We start from the raw sequence: 15827 nt of genomic DNA, 5'->3' as shown, positions 1-15827 counted from the left end.
CCCGAAGCTTATCGCAGCTTGCCACGTCCTTCTTCGCCTGTCTCTGCCAAGGCATCCACCGTGCGCCCTTAGTAGCTTGACCATAGAATTAACTCCAGCGCAGGGTGCTGAATCACTTCAGTCCTGATCAAAGTTAACCTTGATTATTCGCCTTGAGATCGATCGCTTGCGACTCACGTCGCTACGACCCTTCTCCTTAAAGACACTCTTATTACATTGAACACTTCCTGATCGCAAAGACACCCCAAAAGGAATGCCTCGACGGCCAGTCGTGCTCGGCCTTGTATTACCCAATCAATTTCGTTGTCAAAGAACAAAACAATACTTCGATGTCGAAGCATTTGAGCCCTGAGGCTTGGAAACCAGCTGAACGCTAAACTTAATAAGCAATCCAGCCTCTGTCTCCGGGTCGATGTCTCGGACTGTAAGTACGAGGCATCCAACCGGATACAGTGAATGAAATATGAGGATTTGGTGGAGCTGAACGGGATCGAACCGTTGACCCCCTGCTTGCAAAGCAGGTGCTCTCCCAACTGAGCTACAGCCCCATTGTTAAATTCGACTCCGGGTGCTACGGCAAAATTGGTGGGCCTGGGTAGATTCGAACTACCGACCTCACCCTTATCAGGGGTGCGCTCTAACCAACTGAGCTACAGGCCCAATCTGATTCGCACTCCAGGGCGATACTCCTCATCCATTCAAAAAGGTTTCGAGGACAAGGTTGAACGTGCAGAGCGACTACGTCGCTCGTGACCATCGTGGAAAACTAAAGCAGTCAGAGAAGGCCTGAACCGGACTCTTATGAACCTCAACTTGCGTCGATGCTCATAAGGTTGTGTGACCACCGCACTCTACGTCTCGCGACGTTCCGCCTAAGCGGAAGGAGTGCTAAGCGCCACAGCGTTCTCTCTTAGAAAGGAGGTGATCCAGCCGCAGGTTCTCCTACGGCTACCTTGTTACGACTTCACCCCAATCATGAATTATACCTTGGACGGCTGCCTCTCTTGCGAGTTAGCCCACCGGCTTCTAGTACAACCCACTTTCGTGATGTGACGGGCGGTGTGTACAAGGCCCGGGAACGTATTCACCGTGGCATTCTGATCCACGATTACTAGCGATTCCAGCTTCACGCAGTCGAGTTGCAGACTGCGATCCGAACTGAGGCCGGCTTTTTCCGATTAGCTCCACCTCGCGGCTTTGCGACGGTTTGTACCGGCCATTGTAGCACGTGTGTAGCCCTGGACATAAAGGCCATGAGGACTTGACGTCATCCCCACCTTCCTCCCCGTTATCCGAGGCGGTTCCGCCAGAGTGCCCAACTTAATGATGGCAACTGGAGGTAAGGGTTGCGCTCGTTGCGGGACTTAACCCAACATCTCACGACACGAGCTGACGACAGCCATGCAGCACCTATATACAGGCCCATTGCTGGGCGCCGATGTTTCCACCGGATTCCTGTACATTTCGAGCCCAGGTAAGGTTCTTCGCGTTGCGTCGAATTAAACCACATGCTCCACCGCTTGTGCGGGCCCCCGTCAATTCCTTTGAGTTTCAGCCTTGCGACCGTACTCCCCAGGCGGACTGCTTAACGCGTTAGCTACGGCACGGCGGGATTGGGTACCCGTCACACCAAGCAGTCATCGTTTAGGGCTAGGACTACCAGGGTATCTAATCCTGTTTGCTCCCCTAGCTTTCGTGCATCAGCGTCAGTTATGGTCCAGTGAGCCGCTTTCGCCACAGGTGTTCCTCCTGATATCTACGCATTTCACCGCTACACCAGGAATTCCACTCACCTCTCCCATACTCAAGCCCGGCAGTTTCTCATGCAGTCTATGAGTTGAGCCCATAGATTTCACATAAGACTTACCAAACCGCCTACGCACCCTTTACGCCCAATAATTCCGAACAACGCTCGCCCCCCTCGTATTACCGCGGCTGCTGGCACGAAGTTAGCCGGGGCTTCTTCTTCCGGTACCGTCATTATCGTCCCGATCGAAAGGAGTTTACGTCCCGAGGGACTTCATCCTCCACGCGGCGTTGCTGCGTCAGGGTTTCCCCCATTGCGCAAAATTCCCCACTGCTGCCTCCCGTAGGAGTCTGGACCGTGTTTCAGTTCCAGTGTGTCCGTGCGCCCTCTCAGGCCGGATACCGATCACTGTCTTGGTGGGCCATTACCCCGCCAACTAACTAATCGGCCGCGACCCCCTCCTGAAGCGAATTGCTCCTTTGACCCGTAGGTATTATGCGGTATTAGCTAAGGTTTCCCTCAGTTATCCCCCACTCCAGGGTAGGTTAGTCACGTGTTACTCACCCGTGCGCCACTGTACTCAGGTATTGCTACCCTTTCTCGTTCGACTTGCATGTGTTAGGCACGCCGCCAGCGTTGATTCTGAGCCAGGATCAAACTCTCGTTTGAAACCTAGTTGTCTAACTACCCGACGGAGGTCGGAATAGTTTCGACTCGTCTGCGCATCACTGCGCGAGACGTGTTACTTACCTTGTGAGAAGATCAAGCCAAACCTGATCGTTTCTCACGACTGGCACGTTCAACCTTATTGTCAAAGATCCTTGAGAGCGGTCCGCCTGAGCGGTGCCCCTTTTGGATCGAGGCCCAGGCTATTACGCCAAGGTTGTCCTCGAACTTATTGCGCCATGCCAGAATCTCGCTTCTTAGCGGTCACCGGCATTTTTGCGCGAACCTTCTAAACCTATCGAAGTTCCGATGTCGTGTCAAGCTGCGATTCTGTGGGAATCAAGCTTGCAACTCTTTCATCTTCGGCAGGCAGATTTTCCTGCCTATTCGATCGACTCGAGCGGCGAGGTTAGTCGTCCGCAGAAGGTCGCACTGCGCAAAATTTCAAACAGCAACCAGCGATAAATCGCCTCGCGCATTTCGCGCGCACGAAAGGAATTTTCCTCTCGGGTCATGCAATGGGTTTGTTCTCTGCGGGATTCCCTACAGGGGCCGGATGAGCTTACGCTTCCTATCCGCCCTACGAACCGGCTTCCCACTTCCCCACTCGGGGCAGGCCATAAGGCCACCGGGAGGCTCCACTGCTACTTGTACAACTTTTCAAGAGTAGCACAGGCCACTCTTCAATGCAAATCGCGAATCGCCTTATTCTTAGCGCCATTTCGCGACCTCCTGAGCATAGCAACCGGGCCCTCTTCACGCAACTCAATCCAGCTGTGGAAAGGAGCCCAATTCTGTGGGAAACAATGCCGCAGCCGCACCAGCGCAGGCCGGTAATTCTCGCTACGGCCGCGAAATAACTTCGAGATCCGTCAGCCCATTTACGAAAAACTGCATGGCCAGGGCCACCAGTAGCAGCCCCATGATCCTGACCAGGATACGGATCCCCGTCTCCCCCAGCACCGCCCGCACCCTTCCTGCTCCGGCAAGTACTAAATAACTAATAAAACAAGTGATAGCGATCGACCCAAGGACCGCCCCCATCTCCCACCGCCAAAGCCCCGAAGCCTGCCCTACCAGCACCATGACCGATGAAATTGCCCCCGGCCCGGCCAGCATCGGAATTCCAAGCGGCACGATTCCCGCATCTTCCTTGGCCGCACCTTCTTCCGTATCTCCATGCGCTTCCTGGGTGGGCGATCGCTTGGCCTGCAGCATGTCCAACCCGATAAGCAGCAGAATCAACCCTCCAGCTATCTCAAACGCAGGCAGGGTAATCCCGAACATCCTGAAGATCAACTGCCCCGCCAGCGCGAAGCTCGTCAGCACGATGAAGCAGGTAAGCGCCGCCTTGCGGGCCATCCGTTTCCGACGCGCCGGATCGACGCTCTGCGTAATCGCAAGAAACGAAGGAATTGCCGCGAACGGGTCAACGAGAAAGAAGATAGAGCTGAACGCCAGCACCGAAAAGCGCACCAGCGGCGCGGTGCGGATCTCGTGCAACGCGGCGGCGGCGGGGTTTGTCCAGTCGAGCATGGTCTTTTGATTCCCTACCTCGCAGGGCTGATTCGCGGAAGACCCTAAAGAACAGTAAAGCTCTTGATGCGGCGGTGACCATGCGCATCGTCCACCGGGACATTGCCCTCGCGCATCACCAGGCGCGTATGGCACCCAGCCTCACGTGCTGAATCGAGTTCCCTCACCACATCGGAAAAAAACATCACTTCGCGCGGTTCGCATCCCATCGCTGAGGCAATGGATTCATAGCTCAGCTTTGCTGTCTTCGGCCCCGTGCGCGTGTCGAAATAGCCAGAAATCAGGTGCGTCAGATCGCCGAAACTCGAGTGCCGAAAGAGCAGAAGCTGAGCCGCGACGGAACCCGAAGAATAAATCGCAACCTGAGCGGCCGACGACCACCGCTCCAGCGCCCGAGGCACATCTTTGAACAACGTTCCCTTCAACTCATCCGATTCAAATCCGCGCTGCCAGATGCGTCCCTGCAAGCTTTTCAGCGCCGTCGATTTGCGATCCTGGTCCATCAACCAGTTCAAGTAGGGAATCGCTTCATCCCAATATTCCGGCGTCGTGAACTTTGGAGCAGTCGGATCGGTTTCGCCTCCATTTTCTTCGGCCAGCATCCTGAGGTCGCCGGCAACGTTGGGGTCGCCACAGTGCAACTGAAGAAACCTTTCAAAATGCGCGCGCGCGTAGGGGAACATCTGGTCGTAGATCAGCGAAATAGGCGCGACAGTTCCTTCGACATCCAGCAGAAACAGTTTTGGCGCTCCCAATGACTGCTCCGCGCCGTTGGGGTGATTCTTCGGCGTCCTGGCCTTGGTCATAGGCGAATGCCAGTGGCGGCGCGCGGCCCAAAATACGCAGGACCGAAGCACAGCGGCTGGTAGCCCCCGTCCACGCCGGAACCGGTGTAATGCGGCGTCCAGCCGGCAGTGTCTTGAAACCAGCGAATAGCGCGAATCCGGCGATCTTCGCAGAGCGTGAACCAGTGCGTAGTGCCCCTCGGCACGCGCAGCATATCGCCCGGACCAACCTCAACCGAAGCGACCCGCCCCGCAATGTTCAGAAAAAAAATGCCGCGACCGGCAAGGATGAAGCGCACTTCATCTTCGTCGTGCGTGTGTTCCTTGTCGAATTTCGCCAGCATGACGTCGAGATTCGGCGTCGCAGGATTCACGTCGATGAAATCTGCAGTCACATATCCGCCGCGGCGCTTCATCTCTTCGATTTCGCCTGCATAGGCACTCAGTACATCGTCGGCAGATGCATCGGCGCCCACGCGATCAAGGCTCCAGCGCTCGTAGTCGATGCCAAGAGCGGCAAGCTCGCTGCGGATTTCCGGCTCGTTTTCGAATCTGGTGTTCTCTTCGGGGAAGCGAAGAACTGCCATGATGTGCACTCCTGATGGATAGTACGGAGTCAATTTTCCAAACTTCCGAATTGAAGGCCCCGGCACCTGGAATTAGTACTGGCCGAATATCCGCCGTCCCTCAACCTCGAAGAGAAATTCGAGGGCCTCCAGGTGACGGCGTGCTTCAGCCACCGATTCACCCCAAGTATAAAGCCCATGTCGGCTCAGCAAAACCCCGTGCGCATCGGGATGTTCGCGAAGGGCTTCGCCGAGATCTTCAGCAAGCGCATCGTATTCCTGCGAATTCGCGACAATGGGCACGCACTCCGTATGTTCGTGCGTCGTGACACCCGCGAGCCCCTTCAGCAACTCGTAGCCGGAAATGCAGACACTTCCCTCACCCGCAAATCTCCCCGAGAGCAGCGTGTTCCAAATCGTGTGCACGTGCACGATCGCACGCGCCTCCGGCCGCTCGCGATAAATGACCGTGTGCAGGCTCGTCTCCGCCGAAGGCCGGCCATGTCCGCCGAGCACGCTGCCGTTCATATCGATCTCCAGCAGATCCTGCTGCACAAGCGTTCCCTTATCCAGACCTGTCGGCGTAATCGAAATCCGGCTTCCCCAACGCACGCTGAAGTTGCCGCTCGTCGCCGGCACCCATCCCCGCGCATAGCAGGCACGCGCAGTGGCGCAAAGCTGCTCGATCTCCTGAACCTCTAAGTGTGCTTCCTCAACCATAGGTGAAAGCAGTGTAGCAATCCATCATCGCAACCGGCGTCGGAATTGATCGGTCGGATATACTTTAGCCGTCCCTTCGCGGAGGCAGTTTGCAGAACCGCAGCCGTTCTCTCTTACCAACCCTCCTCGCGCTTTTCGTCCTTCCACTTCACGCCCAGAGCAATTCCGGTAGTACCGCGCAGAACGTTCCCGTGCTGAAAACCACGGCGCGTGCGGTGGTCGTAGATGTCGTGGTCACCGACAAGAGCGGTGCCCCCGTCGGAGGATTGCAGCAGCGCGATTTTTCGGTGCTTGAAGGCGGCAAAATCCAGGCCGTCGACTTCTTTGAGGAACACACAGCCACGAATGCGCCACCCGCCGCGCTGCCGCAGTTGCCGCCAAACGTCTACAGCAATGAGCCGGCAGTCGCTCCCAACGAAGCTGTCAACGTGCTTCTGCTCGACAGCTTGAACACCGAAGAAGCGGACCAGGCCTATGCCCATAAGCAGATCGAGGGGTTTATCGGCAGCCTGCAACCCGGGATGCGCGTTGCCATTTACGTTCTGAATTCGCGCCTGAGGCTCCTGCAGGGTTTCACATCGGATGGCACACTGCTTCGAGCGGCGATCGAAACCAAAGGCGCAGCACCGGGAACGACCACGCTCTCGCGCAGCCGGCAAGACGACCTCTTCGACAAGGAAGCCGTCTCCATGGCTGGGGACGCACAAAAGGGACAGGCACAAGAGCGATCGATTCAGGCGTACGCGAGTTCGGAGCGAGGTCAGACCGCATCGCTCACGCTCGCGACGTTGCAACAAATGGCTCGCTCACTCTCAGCCATTCCTGGCCGTAAAAACCTGATCTGGTTCGCAAGCACGTTTCCGGTTGCTCTTTTTCCTGAGGGCGACAATCGCGCACTGCTCACGGCATTTCACGGACACGAACTGCCCGAGGCTCTGCGCGAGACCGTCAACATGCTGACCCGCGCGCGCGTCGCGGTGTATCCAGTATCGGCGCGCGGACTCATGGACGACCGCACCACGAATGCGGAATCGGGCGGACAGCCCAATGGCGATAACTTTGAAACGAATCCGTACAAGGAATCGCCGGCCATCCGCGCAAATACTGCGACCATGGATCAACTGGCCACGGACACCGGCGGCAGGGCGATTTACACGACCAACAATGTGGCGGCGGCGCTTACGCGCGATATCCAGGACGGCGCACACTACTACACCGTGTCGTACACACCATCGAACGAGAAGATGGATGGAGCGTTTCGCCGAATTGACGTGAAGCTGACCGAGAGCAAGTACAGGCTGGCCTATCGGCGCGGATACTACGCTGACACAGGATCGACGCCGACCGCCCAGCCAGCTTCAGATCCGCTGGCACCGCTGCTTGCAGCTGGATTGCCCGAAGCGACGCAGATTGTCTACCGAATGCGCGTAATCCCCGAAGGCCCTCCGGCATCGGGAGTTGCAAGAGCCGGCGGCAATGCAAAATTGACCGGTCCGCTCACGCGTCGCAAGATGATCTTCCAGATCCCGGCAGACAGCTTGAGTTTTGCGAAGTCCGATGGCGGAACATTCGACGCCCGGATCAGGGTTGCGATGGTCGCTTACGGCCGCGACGGCAAGCCGGTGAACTGGACCGGAGGTGTCATGACGCTCAAACTCAACGAAGCTCAGTACACGAAGGCGCAACAAACCGGAATCATGGCTCCCATGGAGATCGATCTACCGAATGCGGAGACCTCTCTCGCAACCGGGATCTTCGACATGAACACCGAAAAGGCAGGCACCCTGCGGATCGCGGTGAATCCTGCCTCGGACGCTTCCGCAACGCCGCCTGCGCAGTGACTTTGATTCTCGCCGTGCGATCGCTGGCAACCGCCACAGTTCTACAATCGTTCTTTGCTTACCGAGCCTCAACGCGAACGCATCAACGTGGTGCTGGTGTCGCCCCGGAATCCGCTGAACATCGGGGCGGTCGCGCGCGCCATGGCGAACTTCGGATTCACACGCATGCGTGTCGTAAACCCATACGAACCACATTGGCGCGAAGCTCGCTCGGCGGTGGGCGCACCGGAGTTGCTGAAGGGCGCACAAGAAACAGCTTCGCTGGCCGAGGCCATTCGAGATTGTTCCCTTGTACTCGGGACTGGCACCCTGACCCATCGCAAAGCGGAACAGCCCGTCGTGCCCCTCGATAAACTCGCACCGCTGGTGACCGAATCCCTGGGTCGAGGCGAACGCATCGCGCTCGTCTTCGGATCGGAAAAGCACGGCTTGACCCGCGAGGATCTTTCCTATTGCCACGTGCTGGTGGAGATCCCGACCGACGCGCAACAGCCCTCAATGAACCTTGGCCAGGCAGCAGCGGTTTGTTTGTACGATTTGGCTACGCGGAGCGGTCCATCGATCACAGGATCGGGAATTGCGGAGGATCGACTCGATCCAGCCTCCAAAACCGCAAATGCCTCAAAACCGTCGCCGACCTCCGACAACCTCGACATTCTCTCCAGTCTGATCGAAGAGGTCATGGTCGCCGCAAAATACTCCCCGCACACGATGCAGGGGGCTAACCGACACGACCTGCGCCTGATATTGCGCCGTATGAACCTGAACGCAGCCGACAGCCGAAGGGCCCTGGGACTGTTCCGGCGGATTCTGAGACGGCTTCGAATCCCTCAATCGTAACGTTACGTTGCAAGTCCTCAACAACTTACGTGTGATAGGCATCCTTTCTCACCCCAATCACAATCTTGTTAGATCGGAAAAACGAAAGGTTGCCGGATGCGTACGTCTATCGACGCTCTTCACGAAATGCGGAATCTCCTGAAGTGCGCTCATATTTCCCGGGCAGTATGCGGGTTTGTGGTGCTTTCGGCGATCTGTCTGATTGCTCCTTGCCAGACTCCCAATCCTGACCAGAGCCCGTCAGCACCTCCAGCGCCCGATCAGGCAACATCGGCTCCGGCAACCGCTGCTGAGGCCACCGCTTCCCCATCAACCCGCGGGGACGCCCCTTCCGTTTCAGTGAAGAACTCTGTCCTGAGCCAGGGAGCATTTACTGTCCAAACCGTTGGGGGCGAGATCAAAGAAGACCAGTTGAAGCTGTTGCTGGTTGGCAAGACCATGTACCTGCGCGCCGGCTACCAGGAGAACAATCTGGAATTTGATGAGCACGGGCGATTGCAGGGACATTCGCCCCAAGGCTCTTTCACGCTGAGCCAGATCCAGATCAACAAGGTGAAGCTCTCGAAGCGCAAGCTCGAACTCGAAGGCGACCGTTACGCGCTCCACTTTCTGGGCGCAGCACCCTACGAGGACCCGACGGCAGCGACAGACAGGGTAAAGATCACCCCGAAAAAGAAATCCGTGCGCATCTATTTCGTCCGCGAAGAGGTCGAAAAGCCAAAGAAAAAAGACAAGAGCGAAAACAAGAAACAGAAGCATCACGCGAAGAACGAAGATACCGAAACCGCCGGCAACCAGCCGTCGAGCGCGGGCTCTGACATCTCCGATTCAGCTAGCCCATCCACGCCCGGCGATCACCAGTCTGACAAGAAAGGGACGGCCGCCGCGTCGGAGACCCAGGCTTCGCAGCTGCTGCTGAGCGCGCTCGACACCGTCTTTTCAGTCGGAATCGATGAGCGCATGATCGCGACCATGCCTGAGTTCTGGAAGCTCTACTACCAGGCTGCAGCAGAAAAAACTGATTACAAGCCGGCCGATCCCGGAGTGCTGCGCCAGAGCGTAGTCGACCAAAAGGCCCGGTTGATTTCGGCGCTGGATCCGCCGTCAAACGAGTTCGCGCAGGCCAATGGCGTTGCGGGAATTGCCCTGTATCACGCAGTGATCGGCAGCGATGGCAAGGTTGAAGCGGTTGTCGCAGGCAGGCCGATCGGCTTCGGCCTGGACGAAAGCGCCGACCAGACCATTCGCAAAGCAACCTTCCAACCGGCGATGAAAGATGGCAAGCCAGTCCCGGTGACGCTGGACGTTGTGGTGTCGTTTCGAATCTATTCGAAGAGAACTTCGCAGCAAGCCGCAACCGACACCGGCCAGAAGCCGGAGTCACCAGCATTACCCGGCCCCTACACCGTGCAGTCGGAAACCGCGCAGGCATCGAGCGCGGTGCATTAACCGACTCGAAGGCTACGGTTTTTCGCCGCTGGATTCTGCCGCGTGAGGCTCCCACAGCTCAACCCGATTGCCTTCAGAGTCCCAAATCCACGCGAAACGCCCGTAATCATAATCTTCGCGTTTGGGATCGATGCGCACCCCGGCGCTCTCGAGCTTTGCGAGCAGTGCATCCAGGTTGTCGACGCGAAAGTTGACCATCGCCTGCTGCGATCCGTCGCCGAAGTACTTCGTGCTTTCCGGAAAGTGTGCAAACACCGTCATTCCCATCGAGCCGGGCCCATCAAAGGCCAGGGCACCGCCGTCCTGCAATGGAATCCCAAGATGCTCTCTATACCACGCGGACAGTTTTTCCGGGTCGCTCGCTTTCAGAAACACGCCGCCGACTCCCACCGCTTTGGCCACTGTTACTCCTCCTGCTGAATGATCTGTTCAAGCTTTGGCTTGTGTTTGGCCTGACGGCCTGTTTTTGGCGTATCCTCAACAATGCGCGCAGGCTTTGGCTGGCCGACATGTTCGCGGGCGTTTGCCTTTACGGCCTTGGTGGCCGAGAATTTCCCTGGCTTGCGTTTCGTCATTGCAAGGTCGAGTATGGAATAAGTCGGGCCAGAGTGGAAGCGCCTGGAATATTTATCTGCGAGGCTTTGTCGGGAACGGCTTGTCCGACGGGCTCTTTCGCTGAAGTGGAGAAGCGCGGGAGATGGAAGAGCGGGAATTTTTCATAGAGACGACGGAGACACGAACGCACAATCTGACCTGCCCCAAATGCGGGCAGCCTGGCGAGTACAAAGTGACCTGGGTTGTGCGCCGGAAGCGGCCCCAACTGCCGCGCCAAGCCGATGAGCGGGATCGGGCGCGGTTCGCAAAGGCGCAGTCGTACATGGTGCGTCGTGACGATAAGCTCAGCTGCATGAATGTCCGCTGCCGCAAGCCCTTTGAGATTACATCTCTGCAATCGCTGGCTTTCCTGAACGAGTAGTCGATATCATGAAAAGTCCGCCGCGCCATAGGTGGCGCTTCCCCAGCGGCATGTGATTGAATCGAAACAGTGAGCGGCACAAGGCCCGGAGGCCGTTGGTTGCCCGTGAGGAGACAAGGTCCAATGGCGAATTCCCTTCTTCCCGCTGCAGAACGCAACCTGACCCCCGACCAGGTGGAGGCACTGGACAAACGGCGCGAGTGGGGACATGCCCTGCTCGTGATTGCAGGCCAGTTCGCCGTGATTGCGACGGTATTGCTGCTGTGGGTAGGTCAGGATCTGACCTATTCGCCGGGGTGGGTTCACCCCATGGCCTTCTACTTCGTTATCGCGATCACCCTGGTTGCCGTGCTCGGCTTAACCGGGCTGATTTTGCGGTCTGGAACGCCTCGAATCGACTGAATCCGCGTTGAAACTTCACACATCGGCACGAACGAGGGTGCCCCATCCAAGCTCCGCTTGGGTGGGAAGGCACGATCTGACTAGCAGTGGTTTTCTTCCTTTTCCGGGTGTCGAGGAGCGATATCCACGACTGCGGTTGAAAAACGACTCATCGTCAGACGAGCTGGCCTTTGCGCCGGCTCTCGTTTTTGTCGTGCCTGCAGACCGTGCGAAAACGGTATAGCCTGAGGATGGACCGATGGCATCAGTTTCCCCAACCGCACCATCTACGACTTCCGCCCGGCGGCTCATCGACAGCCATGGCCGCGTGATCCACGACCTGCGTGTCTCCATCACCGATCGCTGCAATTACAAGTGCGTCTATTGCAGAACCGGCGAGTTGGGTGCCCAGTATCCCGAGTTGGGGATCGAAGAATATCTACGGCTGATCAAGCTCTTTGTACAGCTCGGCATCGAAAAGGTGCGCATCACCGGGGGCGAACCTCTCCTGCGCCGCGGCTTGATCCAGCTGATCGAGGAACTCGCGAAGTTGCGGACAGTTGCCGGCGAACCGCTTGACCTCGCGCTGACCACCAATGGGCATCTTCTCGACAACCTGGCGGCTCCCTTGAAGGCTGCGGGGTTGAATCGTGTCACCGTGAGCATGGATGCCGTCGATCCGCCGACCTTTGAGCGCATCACACGCGTTCCCGGCAGCTTTAAGAATGTCCTGGCCGGCATCCGCGCCGCTCGCGCCGCGGGCCTGATGCCCTTGAAAATCAACTGCGTCCTGCTGCGCGGATTCAATGACAACGAAATCGAGCGATTTGCCCGATTCGCTCGCGAAGAAGATGTGGTCGTACGCTTTATCGAATTCATGCCGCTCGAGGAAGGCCGCCTGTGGACGCCAGAGATTGTCGTTCCCCTGGCGGAGATTGTTGCCCGGATCGGCCGCGAAATGCCACTTGTCCCCTTGCCGCCACGCGAACCCAGTGAGACCGCTCGTCGCTATACCTTTCCAGATGGCGTCGGCGAAATCGGGATTATCGCGCCGGTCAGCCAGGCATTCTGTGGAGCCTGCAGCCGCGTGCGCCTCACATCCGACGGAAAAATCCGGACATGCTTATTTTCACAAGTCGAACACGATCTCTATGGAAGGATGCGCGCCGGTGAAGATGAATCCGCACTGTCCGACTACATTGTGAAGACCATCAATGGTAAAGAAGCACGACACCATATTGGCGAACCTGAATTTCTGAAACCCTCGCGGTCCATGGTCCACATCGGCGGCTGATCCCGTGAAAATCCAAGACAGGTAACTTTAGTACATGCCGACATGGACTAAAGAGACCCTTCCTGCGCGATTTGAACATGCGCGTGTGACAGAATTCACATCAGATGAGATCGCTCCCCATTTGCGCAAATGAATGAATTGACTGAAAATCGAATCCCCCTTGACGACCTGATGGTCTTCCACCAGCTGGCGCGTTCGCTCAATTCGAGTCTCGATCTGGATACGATCCTGCGGACGATTCTCGACCAGATGGAGAGAATCATCACGGCAGACATGTGGACCCTGCTGATGCTGGACGAACAGCGCCAGGAGCTCTATTACGCCATCGCTTCGGGAAGTGTTGAGGGAGCCTTGCGCGATCTGCGCGTGAAGATGGATGAGGGCGTCGCAGGCTGGGTCGTTCAGCACGGAGAAACACTCATTGTTCCGGAATCAGAGAACGACGATCCCCGCCTGCAACAGACGCTCGCCGCAGACAGGCACCGCGTGCGTTCCGTAATCGCGATGCCCCTGCGCGGCCGCAAAGGCGTGCATGGCGTGATTGAGATTCTCAATCCGCGCTCCAGCCAGCTGAGCGATTACACCATCGCCTTCCTCCACATCCTCTGCGACCACGCCGCCATCGCAATTGAAAATGCGCGCGACGTATCGCGCATTCAACAGCTCACCATCACCGATGACGCAACCGGACTGTACAACGTGCGGCATCTCTACAAAACGTTGGAGCAGGAACTCGATCGCGCTCGGCGCCTGCGGCATCCAGTTAGTCTGGCGTTCATTGATCTCGATCGCTTCAAGTTGGTGAACGACATTCATGGACACCTGATCGGGAGCGAACTCCTGGCACGCGTGGGAAGCCGATTGAAGCAGCTCAGTCGCGAAAAGGATAGCTGTTTCCGCTATGGCGGCGATGAGTTCGTCATCCTGATGCCGGAGACCTCGGCAACCGAGGCGCTCGCGCTGGCCACAAGTCTCCACACGGAATTGATAAACACACGCTTCCACATGAGCAACCACCTCGAGCTGACCGCAAGTGCCAGCGTTGGCCTCGCCACCTGCCCGCCTGAAAACCTCGCGGTCCACGCGATCATCGGCGCCGCAGACGCCCGCATGTATGAAGTAAAAAGTAATGGCCGCGGCAAAGTTCGCGGCGCTTGATCTCTGCGTCGATCAAGCACAGTTCATTCAACTCTCTCTAAACTCTTGTCCCTTATTCACAACAAAAGTTGAAAGTGTCATCCTGAGCGAACGGGGCCCCAAACGTATTTCAGTTTGGGGGTGGTGAGCGAAGGATCTGCTTTTGCGTCTTGCTTTTCACGATGCGGCTCTCTCCACCAGCACTGTCATCCTGATCATTTGTCGTGCTGCTTCTCCGCCAGCTTTTCGAGTTGGTTGCGCCAGTCCAGCGACTCGACAAATGGCCGCGACTCCCGCCAGTTGGGTTCCACAATCACGCGCAGTTCGAGATAGACTCGTGTGCCCAGCAGCGATTCAATCTGCTTGCGCGCGCCTGTTCCAATCTCCTTCAGCTTCGATCCGCCCTTGCCTATGAGAATGGCCTTCTGACCATCGCGCTCGCAGTAGATTGCCGCTGCGATGCGCGTGAGGGGCAAACGCGCAGGCGGCTGGCCCTTCTTGCGCGGCGGTGCAGGCGGCTCGGCTTCTTCAAATTGCTCGATCACCACGGCCGCCGCATACGGCACCTCTTCTCCCGTGTCCACAAGGATGCGCTCGCGAATCAGTTCCGCCACCATGAAGCGCATGGGCTGATCCGTGTACTGGTCCTTGGGGTAAAAACGTTCGCCCACAGGCAGCGCATCGACAATCTTCCTGACAAGAAGATCGAGCCCGTCTTTCTTGCGTGCACTGACCGGAATGACTTCCGCAAAATTGAACTGCTTCGTCAGGGTCTCGATCAGTGGCAGCAGCACGTCCTTCGCAACAAGATCGATCTTGGTGAGGACAAGGAAAACCGGACAATCCAGCCCGCGAATCAGCGAGAACAGAAACTCTTCTTCGCTTGCCCAGTTGGGCTTGCCGCGCTGATGCGCTTCGGCTGGTTCGCCCGCGGCCTCCAGTTGCACGCGCCGGCTGGCATCCATCAGCACCAGAACAACATCTCGCGTTTCGAGCGCCTCGTGAACCTCCTGCAACATCCGGCGATCGAGATGCGAGGAAGGCTTGTGAACGCCCGGCGTGTCGACGAAGACGATTTGTGCCGCGGGATTGACCTTCTTGCGCGCAGCAACTTCCAGCACGCCGATGATGCGGTTGCGCGTCGTCTGCGGTTTAGCCGTGACAATTGCGACCTTTTCGCCCGTAAGGGCGTTCATCAGTGTGCTTTTGCCGGCATTAGGCCGGCCCAATATGGCTACAAATCCTGATTTCAATTGGTTCTTCGACCCCAGCCTTCTATTATCGCGGATGCTCGCCCGCGAAGCTGCCGATATCATGACCTATGCCTGTCGAAGGCCACACCCGGCGGCTGCTTCTCAAGCCGCTCGAACTCACCGACGCTGACCGCATCCAGGAGTTATTTCCGCACTGGGAAATCGTGCGCTACCTGGTTAAGCAGGTTCCGTGGCCCTATCCACCGGATGGTGCGCTGAAGTTTCTGCGTGAATCGGCCCTCCCCGCCGTAGAAAGTGGCGAGGCGTGGCACTGGTCCATCCGCCTTCGAACGGAACCAGCGATAATGATCGGATCCATTTCCCTCATGAAAGGCGATTCAGACAATCGCGGCTTCTGGCTTGGTCTTCCATGGCAGGGATGCGGGTACATCAGCGAAGCATGTATCTGGGCCAACGATTTCTGGTTCGATACCCTCGGCTTTCCGATCCTCCGTGTGCCCAAGGCGGCCGCCAACGTCGCCTCGCGGCGGATTTCAGAGAAGCTCGGCATGCGCGTGGTTGGCTCTGGAAAAAAAGACTACGTCTCCGGTCGGCTGCCATTTGAACTCTGGGAAATCACTGCCGACGAATGGCACGCCTGGAAATCCCGCACCTCTCGACCAGACTGATTCAGCC

The 15827-nt window shown here is 57.5% G+C and carries 15 protein-coding genes, 2 tRNA genes and 2 rRNA genes; 8 read left to right on the top strand and 11 right to left on the bottom strand.

Going from position 1 to position 15827, the window contains the following annotated elements; all coding sequences use genetic code 11:
• The 8 genes from VK574_RS03265 to mtnB form a co-directional block, all read right to left on the bottom strand.
• A 23S ribosomal RNA gene (locus VK574_RS03265) occupies positions 1-82 on the bottom strand; the annotation flags it as partial.
• A 390-nt stretch (positions 83-472) separates the two neighbouring features.
• A tRNA-Ala gene (locus tag VK574_RS03260) sits at positions 473-548 on the bottom strand.
• Positions 549-583: 35 nt separating this feature from the next.
• Positions 584-660: transfer RNA gene (locus VK574_RS03255), tRNA-Ile, on the bottom strand.
• A gap of 254 nt (positions 661-914) precedes the next feature.
• A 16S ribosomal RNA gene (locus VK574_RS03250) occupies positions 915-2416 on the bottom strand.
• An 840-nt stretch (positions 2417-3256) separates the two neighbouring features.
• The gene (locus VK574_RS03245; RefSeq protein WP_472798375.1) at positions 3257-3949 is read right to left on the bottom strand and encodes a MarC family protein; all 693 of its coding nucleotides are present in this window, start codon (positions 3947-3949) and stop codon (positions 3257-3259) included.
• Between the two features lie 44 nt (positions 3950-3993).
• Entirely contained in the window at positions 3994-4755 is a 762-nt protein-coding gene (gene mtnC, locus VK574_RS03240) for an acireductone synthase (protein WP_472798374.1), read from the bottom strand.
• Positions 4752-5321 carry a 1,2-dihydroxy-3-keto-5-methylthiopentene dioxygenase gene (locus VK574_RS03235; RefSeq protein ID WP_472798373.1) on the bottom strand — a complete coding sequence of 190 codons (570 nt, stop codon included), beginning with the start codon at positions 5319-5321 and terminating at the stop codon, positions 4752-4754. Before VK574_RS03235 ends, mtnC begins: the two co-directional genes overlap by 4 nt.
• Positions 5322-5393: 72 nt before the next feature.
• On the bottom strand, positions 5394-6020 hold the full coding sequence (mtnB, locus tag VK574_RS03230) for a methylthioribulose 1-phosphate dehydratase (RefSeq protein ID WP_472798372.1): 627 nt from the start codon (positions 6018-6020) through the stop codon (positions 5394-5396).
• Positions 6021-6211: 191 nt separating this feature from the next.
• Between mtnB and VK574_RS03225 the strand changes: the two genes are divergently transcribed.
• From VK574_RS03225 to VK574_RS03215, 3 genes are all read left to right on the top strand, one after another.
• Positions 6212-7861, top strand: coding sequence for a VWA domain-containing protein (locus tag VK574_RS03225; protein ID WP_472798371.1), 1650 nt, complete (start codon positions 6212-6214; stop codon positions 7859-7861).
• Between the two features lie 54 nt (positions 7862-7915).
• A complete protein-coding gene (locus tag VK574_RS03220) occupies positions 7916-8701 on the top strand; it encodes an RNA methyltransferase (protein ID WP_472798370.1) in 786 nt (261 codons plus the stop codon).
• 339 nt (positions 8702-9040) lie between these two features.
• The gene (locus tag VK574_RS03215) at positions 9041-10150 is read left to right on the top strand and encodes an energy transducer TonB (RefSeq protein WP_472798369.1); all 1110 of its coding nucleotides are present in this window, start codon (positions 9041-9043) and stop codon (positions 10148-10150) included.
• Positions 10151-10162: 12 nt separating this feature from the next.
• Here the strand turns inward: VK574_RS03215 and VK574_RS03210 are convergent, their stop codons facing one another.
• Together VK574_RS03210 and VK574_RS03205 are read right to left on the bottom strand one after the other, a co-directional pair.
• Positions 10163-10552: a VOC family protein gene (locus VK574_RS03210; RefSeq protein WP_472798368.1), complete on the bottom strand. Its 390-nt coding sequence runs from the start codon at positions 10550-10552 to the stop codon at positions 10163-10165.
• Between the two features lie 2 nt (positions 10553-10554).
• Positions 10555-10725, bottom strand: a complete 171-nt coding sequence (locus VK574_RS03205) for a hypothetical protein (protein ID WP_472798367.1) — start codon at positions 10723-10725, stop codon at positions 10555-10557.
• 122 nt (positions 10726-10847) lie between these two features.
• Between VK574_RS03205 and VK574_RS03200 the strand changes: the two genes are divergently transcribed.
• From VK574_RS03200 to VK574_RS03185, 4 genes are all read left to right on the top strand, one after another.
• Entirely contained in the window at positions 10848-11126 is a 279-nt protein-coding gene (locus VK574_RS03200; RefSeq protein WP_472798366.1) for a hypothetical protein, read from the top strand.
• 123 nt (positions 11127-11249) lie between these two features.
• A complete protein-coding gene (locus VK574_RS03195) occupies positions 11250-11528 on the top strand; it encodes a hypothetical protein (protein WP_472798365.1) in 279 nt (92 codons plus the stop codon).
• Between the two features lie 238 nt (positions 11529-11766).
• Entirely contained in the window at positions 11767-12801 is a 1035-nt protein-coding gene (moaA, locus tag VK574_RS03190; RefSeq protein ID WP_472798364.1) for a GTP 3',8-cyclase MoaA, read from the top strand.
• A gap of 138 nt (positions 12802-12939) precedes the next feature.
• Positions 12940-13959 (top strand): GGDEF domain-containing protein, encoded by a 1020-nt coding sequence (locus tag VK574_RS03185; protein ID WP_472798363.1) that lies wholly within the window; start codon positions 12940-12942, stop codon positions 13957-13959.
• Positions 13960-14153: 194 nt separating this feature from the next.
• Here VK574_RS03185 and era read toward each other — a convergent pair whose 3' ends face one another.
• Positions 14154-15254: a GTPase Era gene (gene era, locus VK574_RS03180; protein ID WP_472798362.1), complete on the bottom strand. Its 1101-nt coding sequence runs from the start codon at positions 15252-15254 to the stop codon at positions 14154-14156.
• A 5-nt stretch (positions 15255-15259) separates the two neighbouring features.
• On the opposite strand from era, the gene VK574_RS03175 reads away from it, so the two are divergent.
• Complete coding sequence (locus VK574_RS03175; RefSeq protein ID WP_472798361.1) at positions 15260-15820, top strand: GNAT family N-acetyltransferase; 561 nt, start codon at positions 15260-15262, stop codon at positions 15818-15820.
• Positions 15821-15827: the final 7 nt, after the last annotated feature.

This window comes from Occallatibacter sp. (genome assembly GCF_035317045.1).
Lineage (GTDB): Bacteria > Acidobacteriota > Terriglobia > Terriglobales > Acidobacteriaceae > Telmatobacter.
Note: the sequence above shows the minus strand (reverse complement) of the source record. Positions and strands in the feature narration are given on the sequence as shown.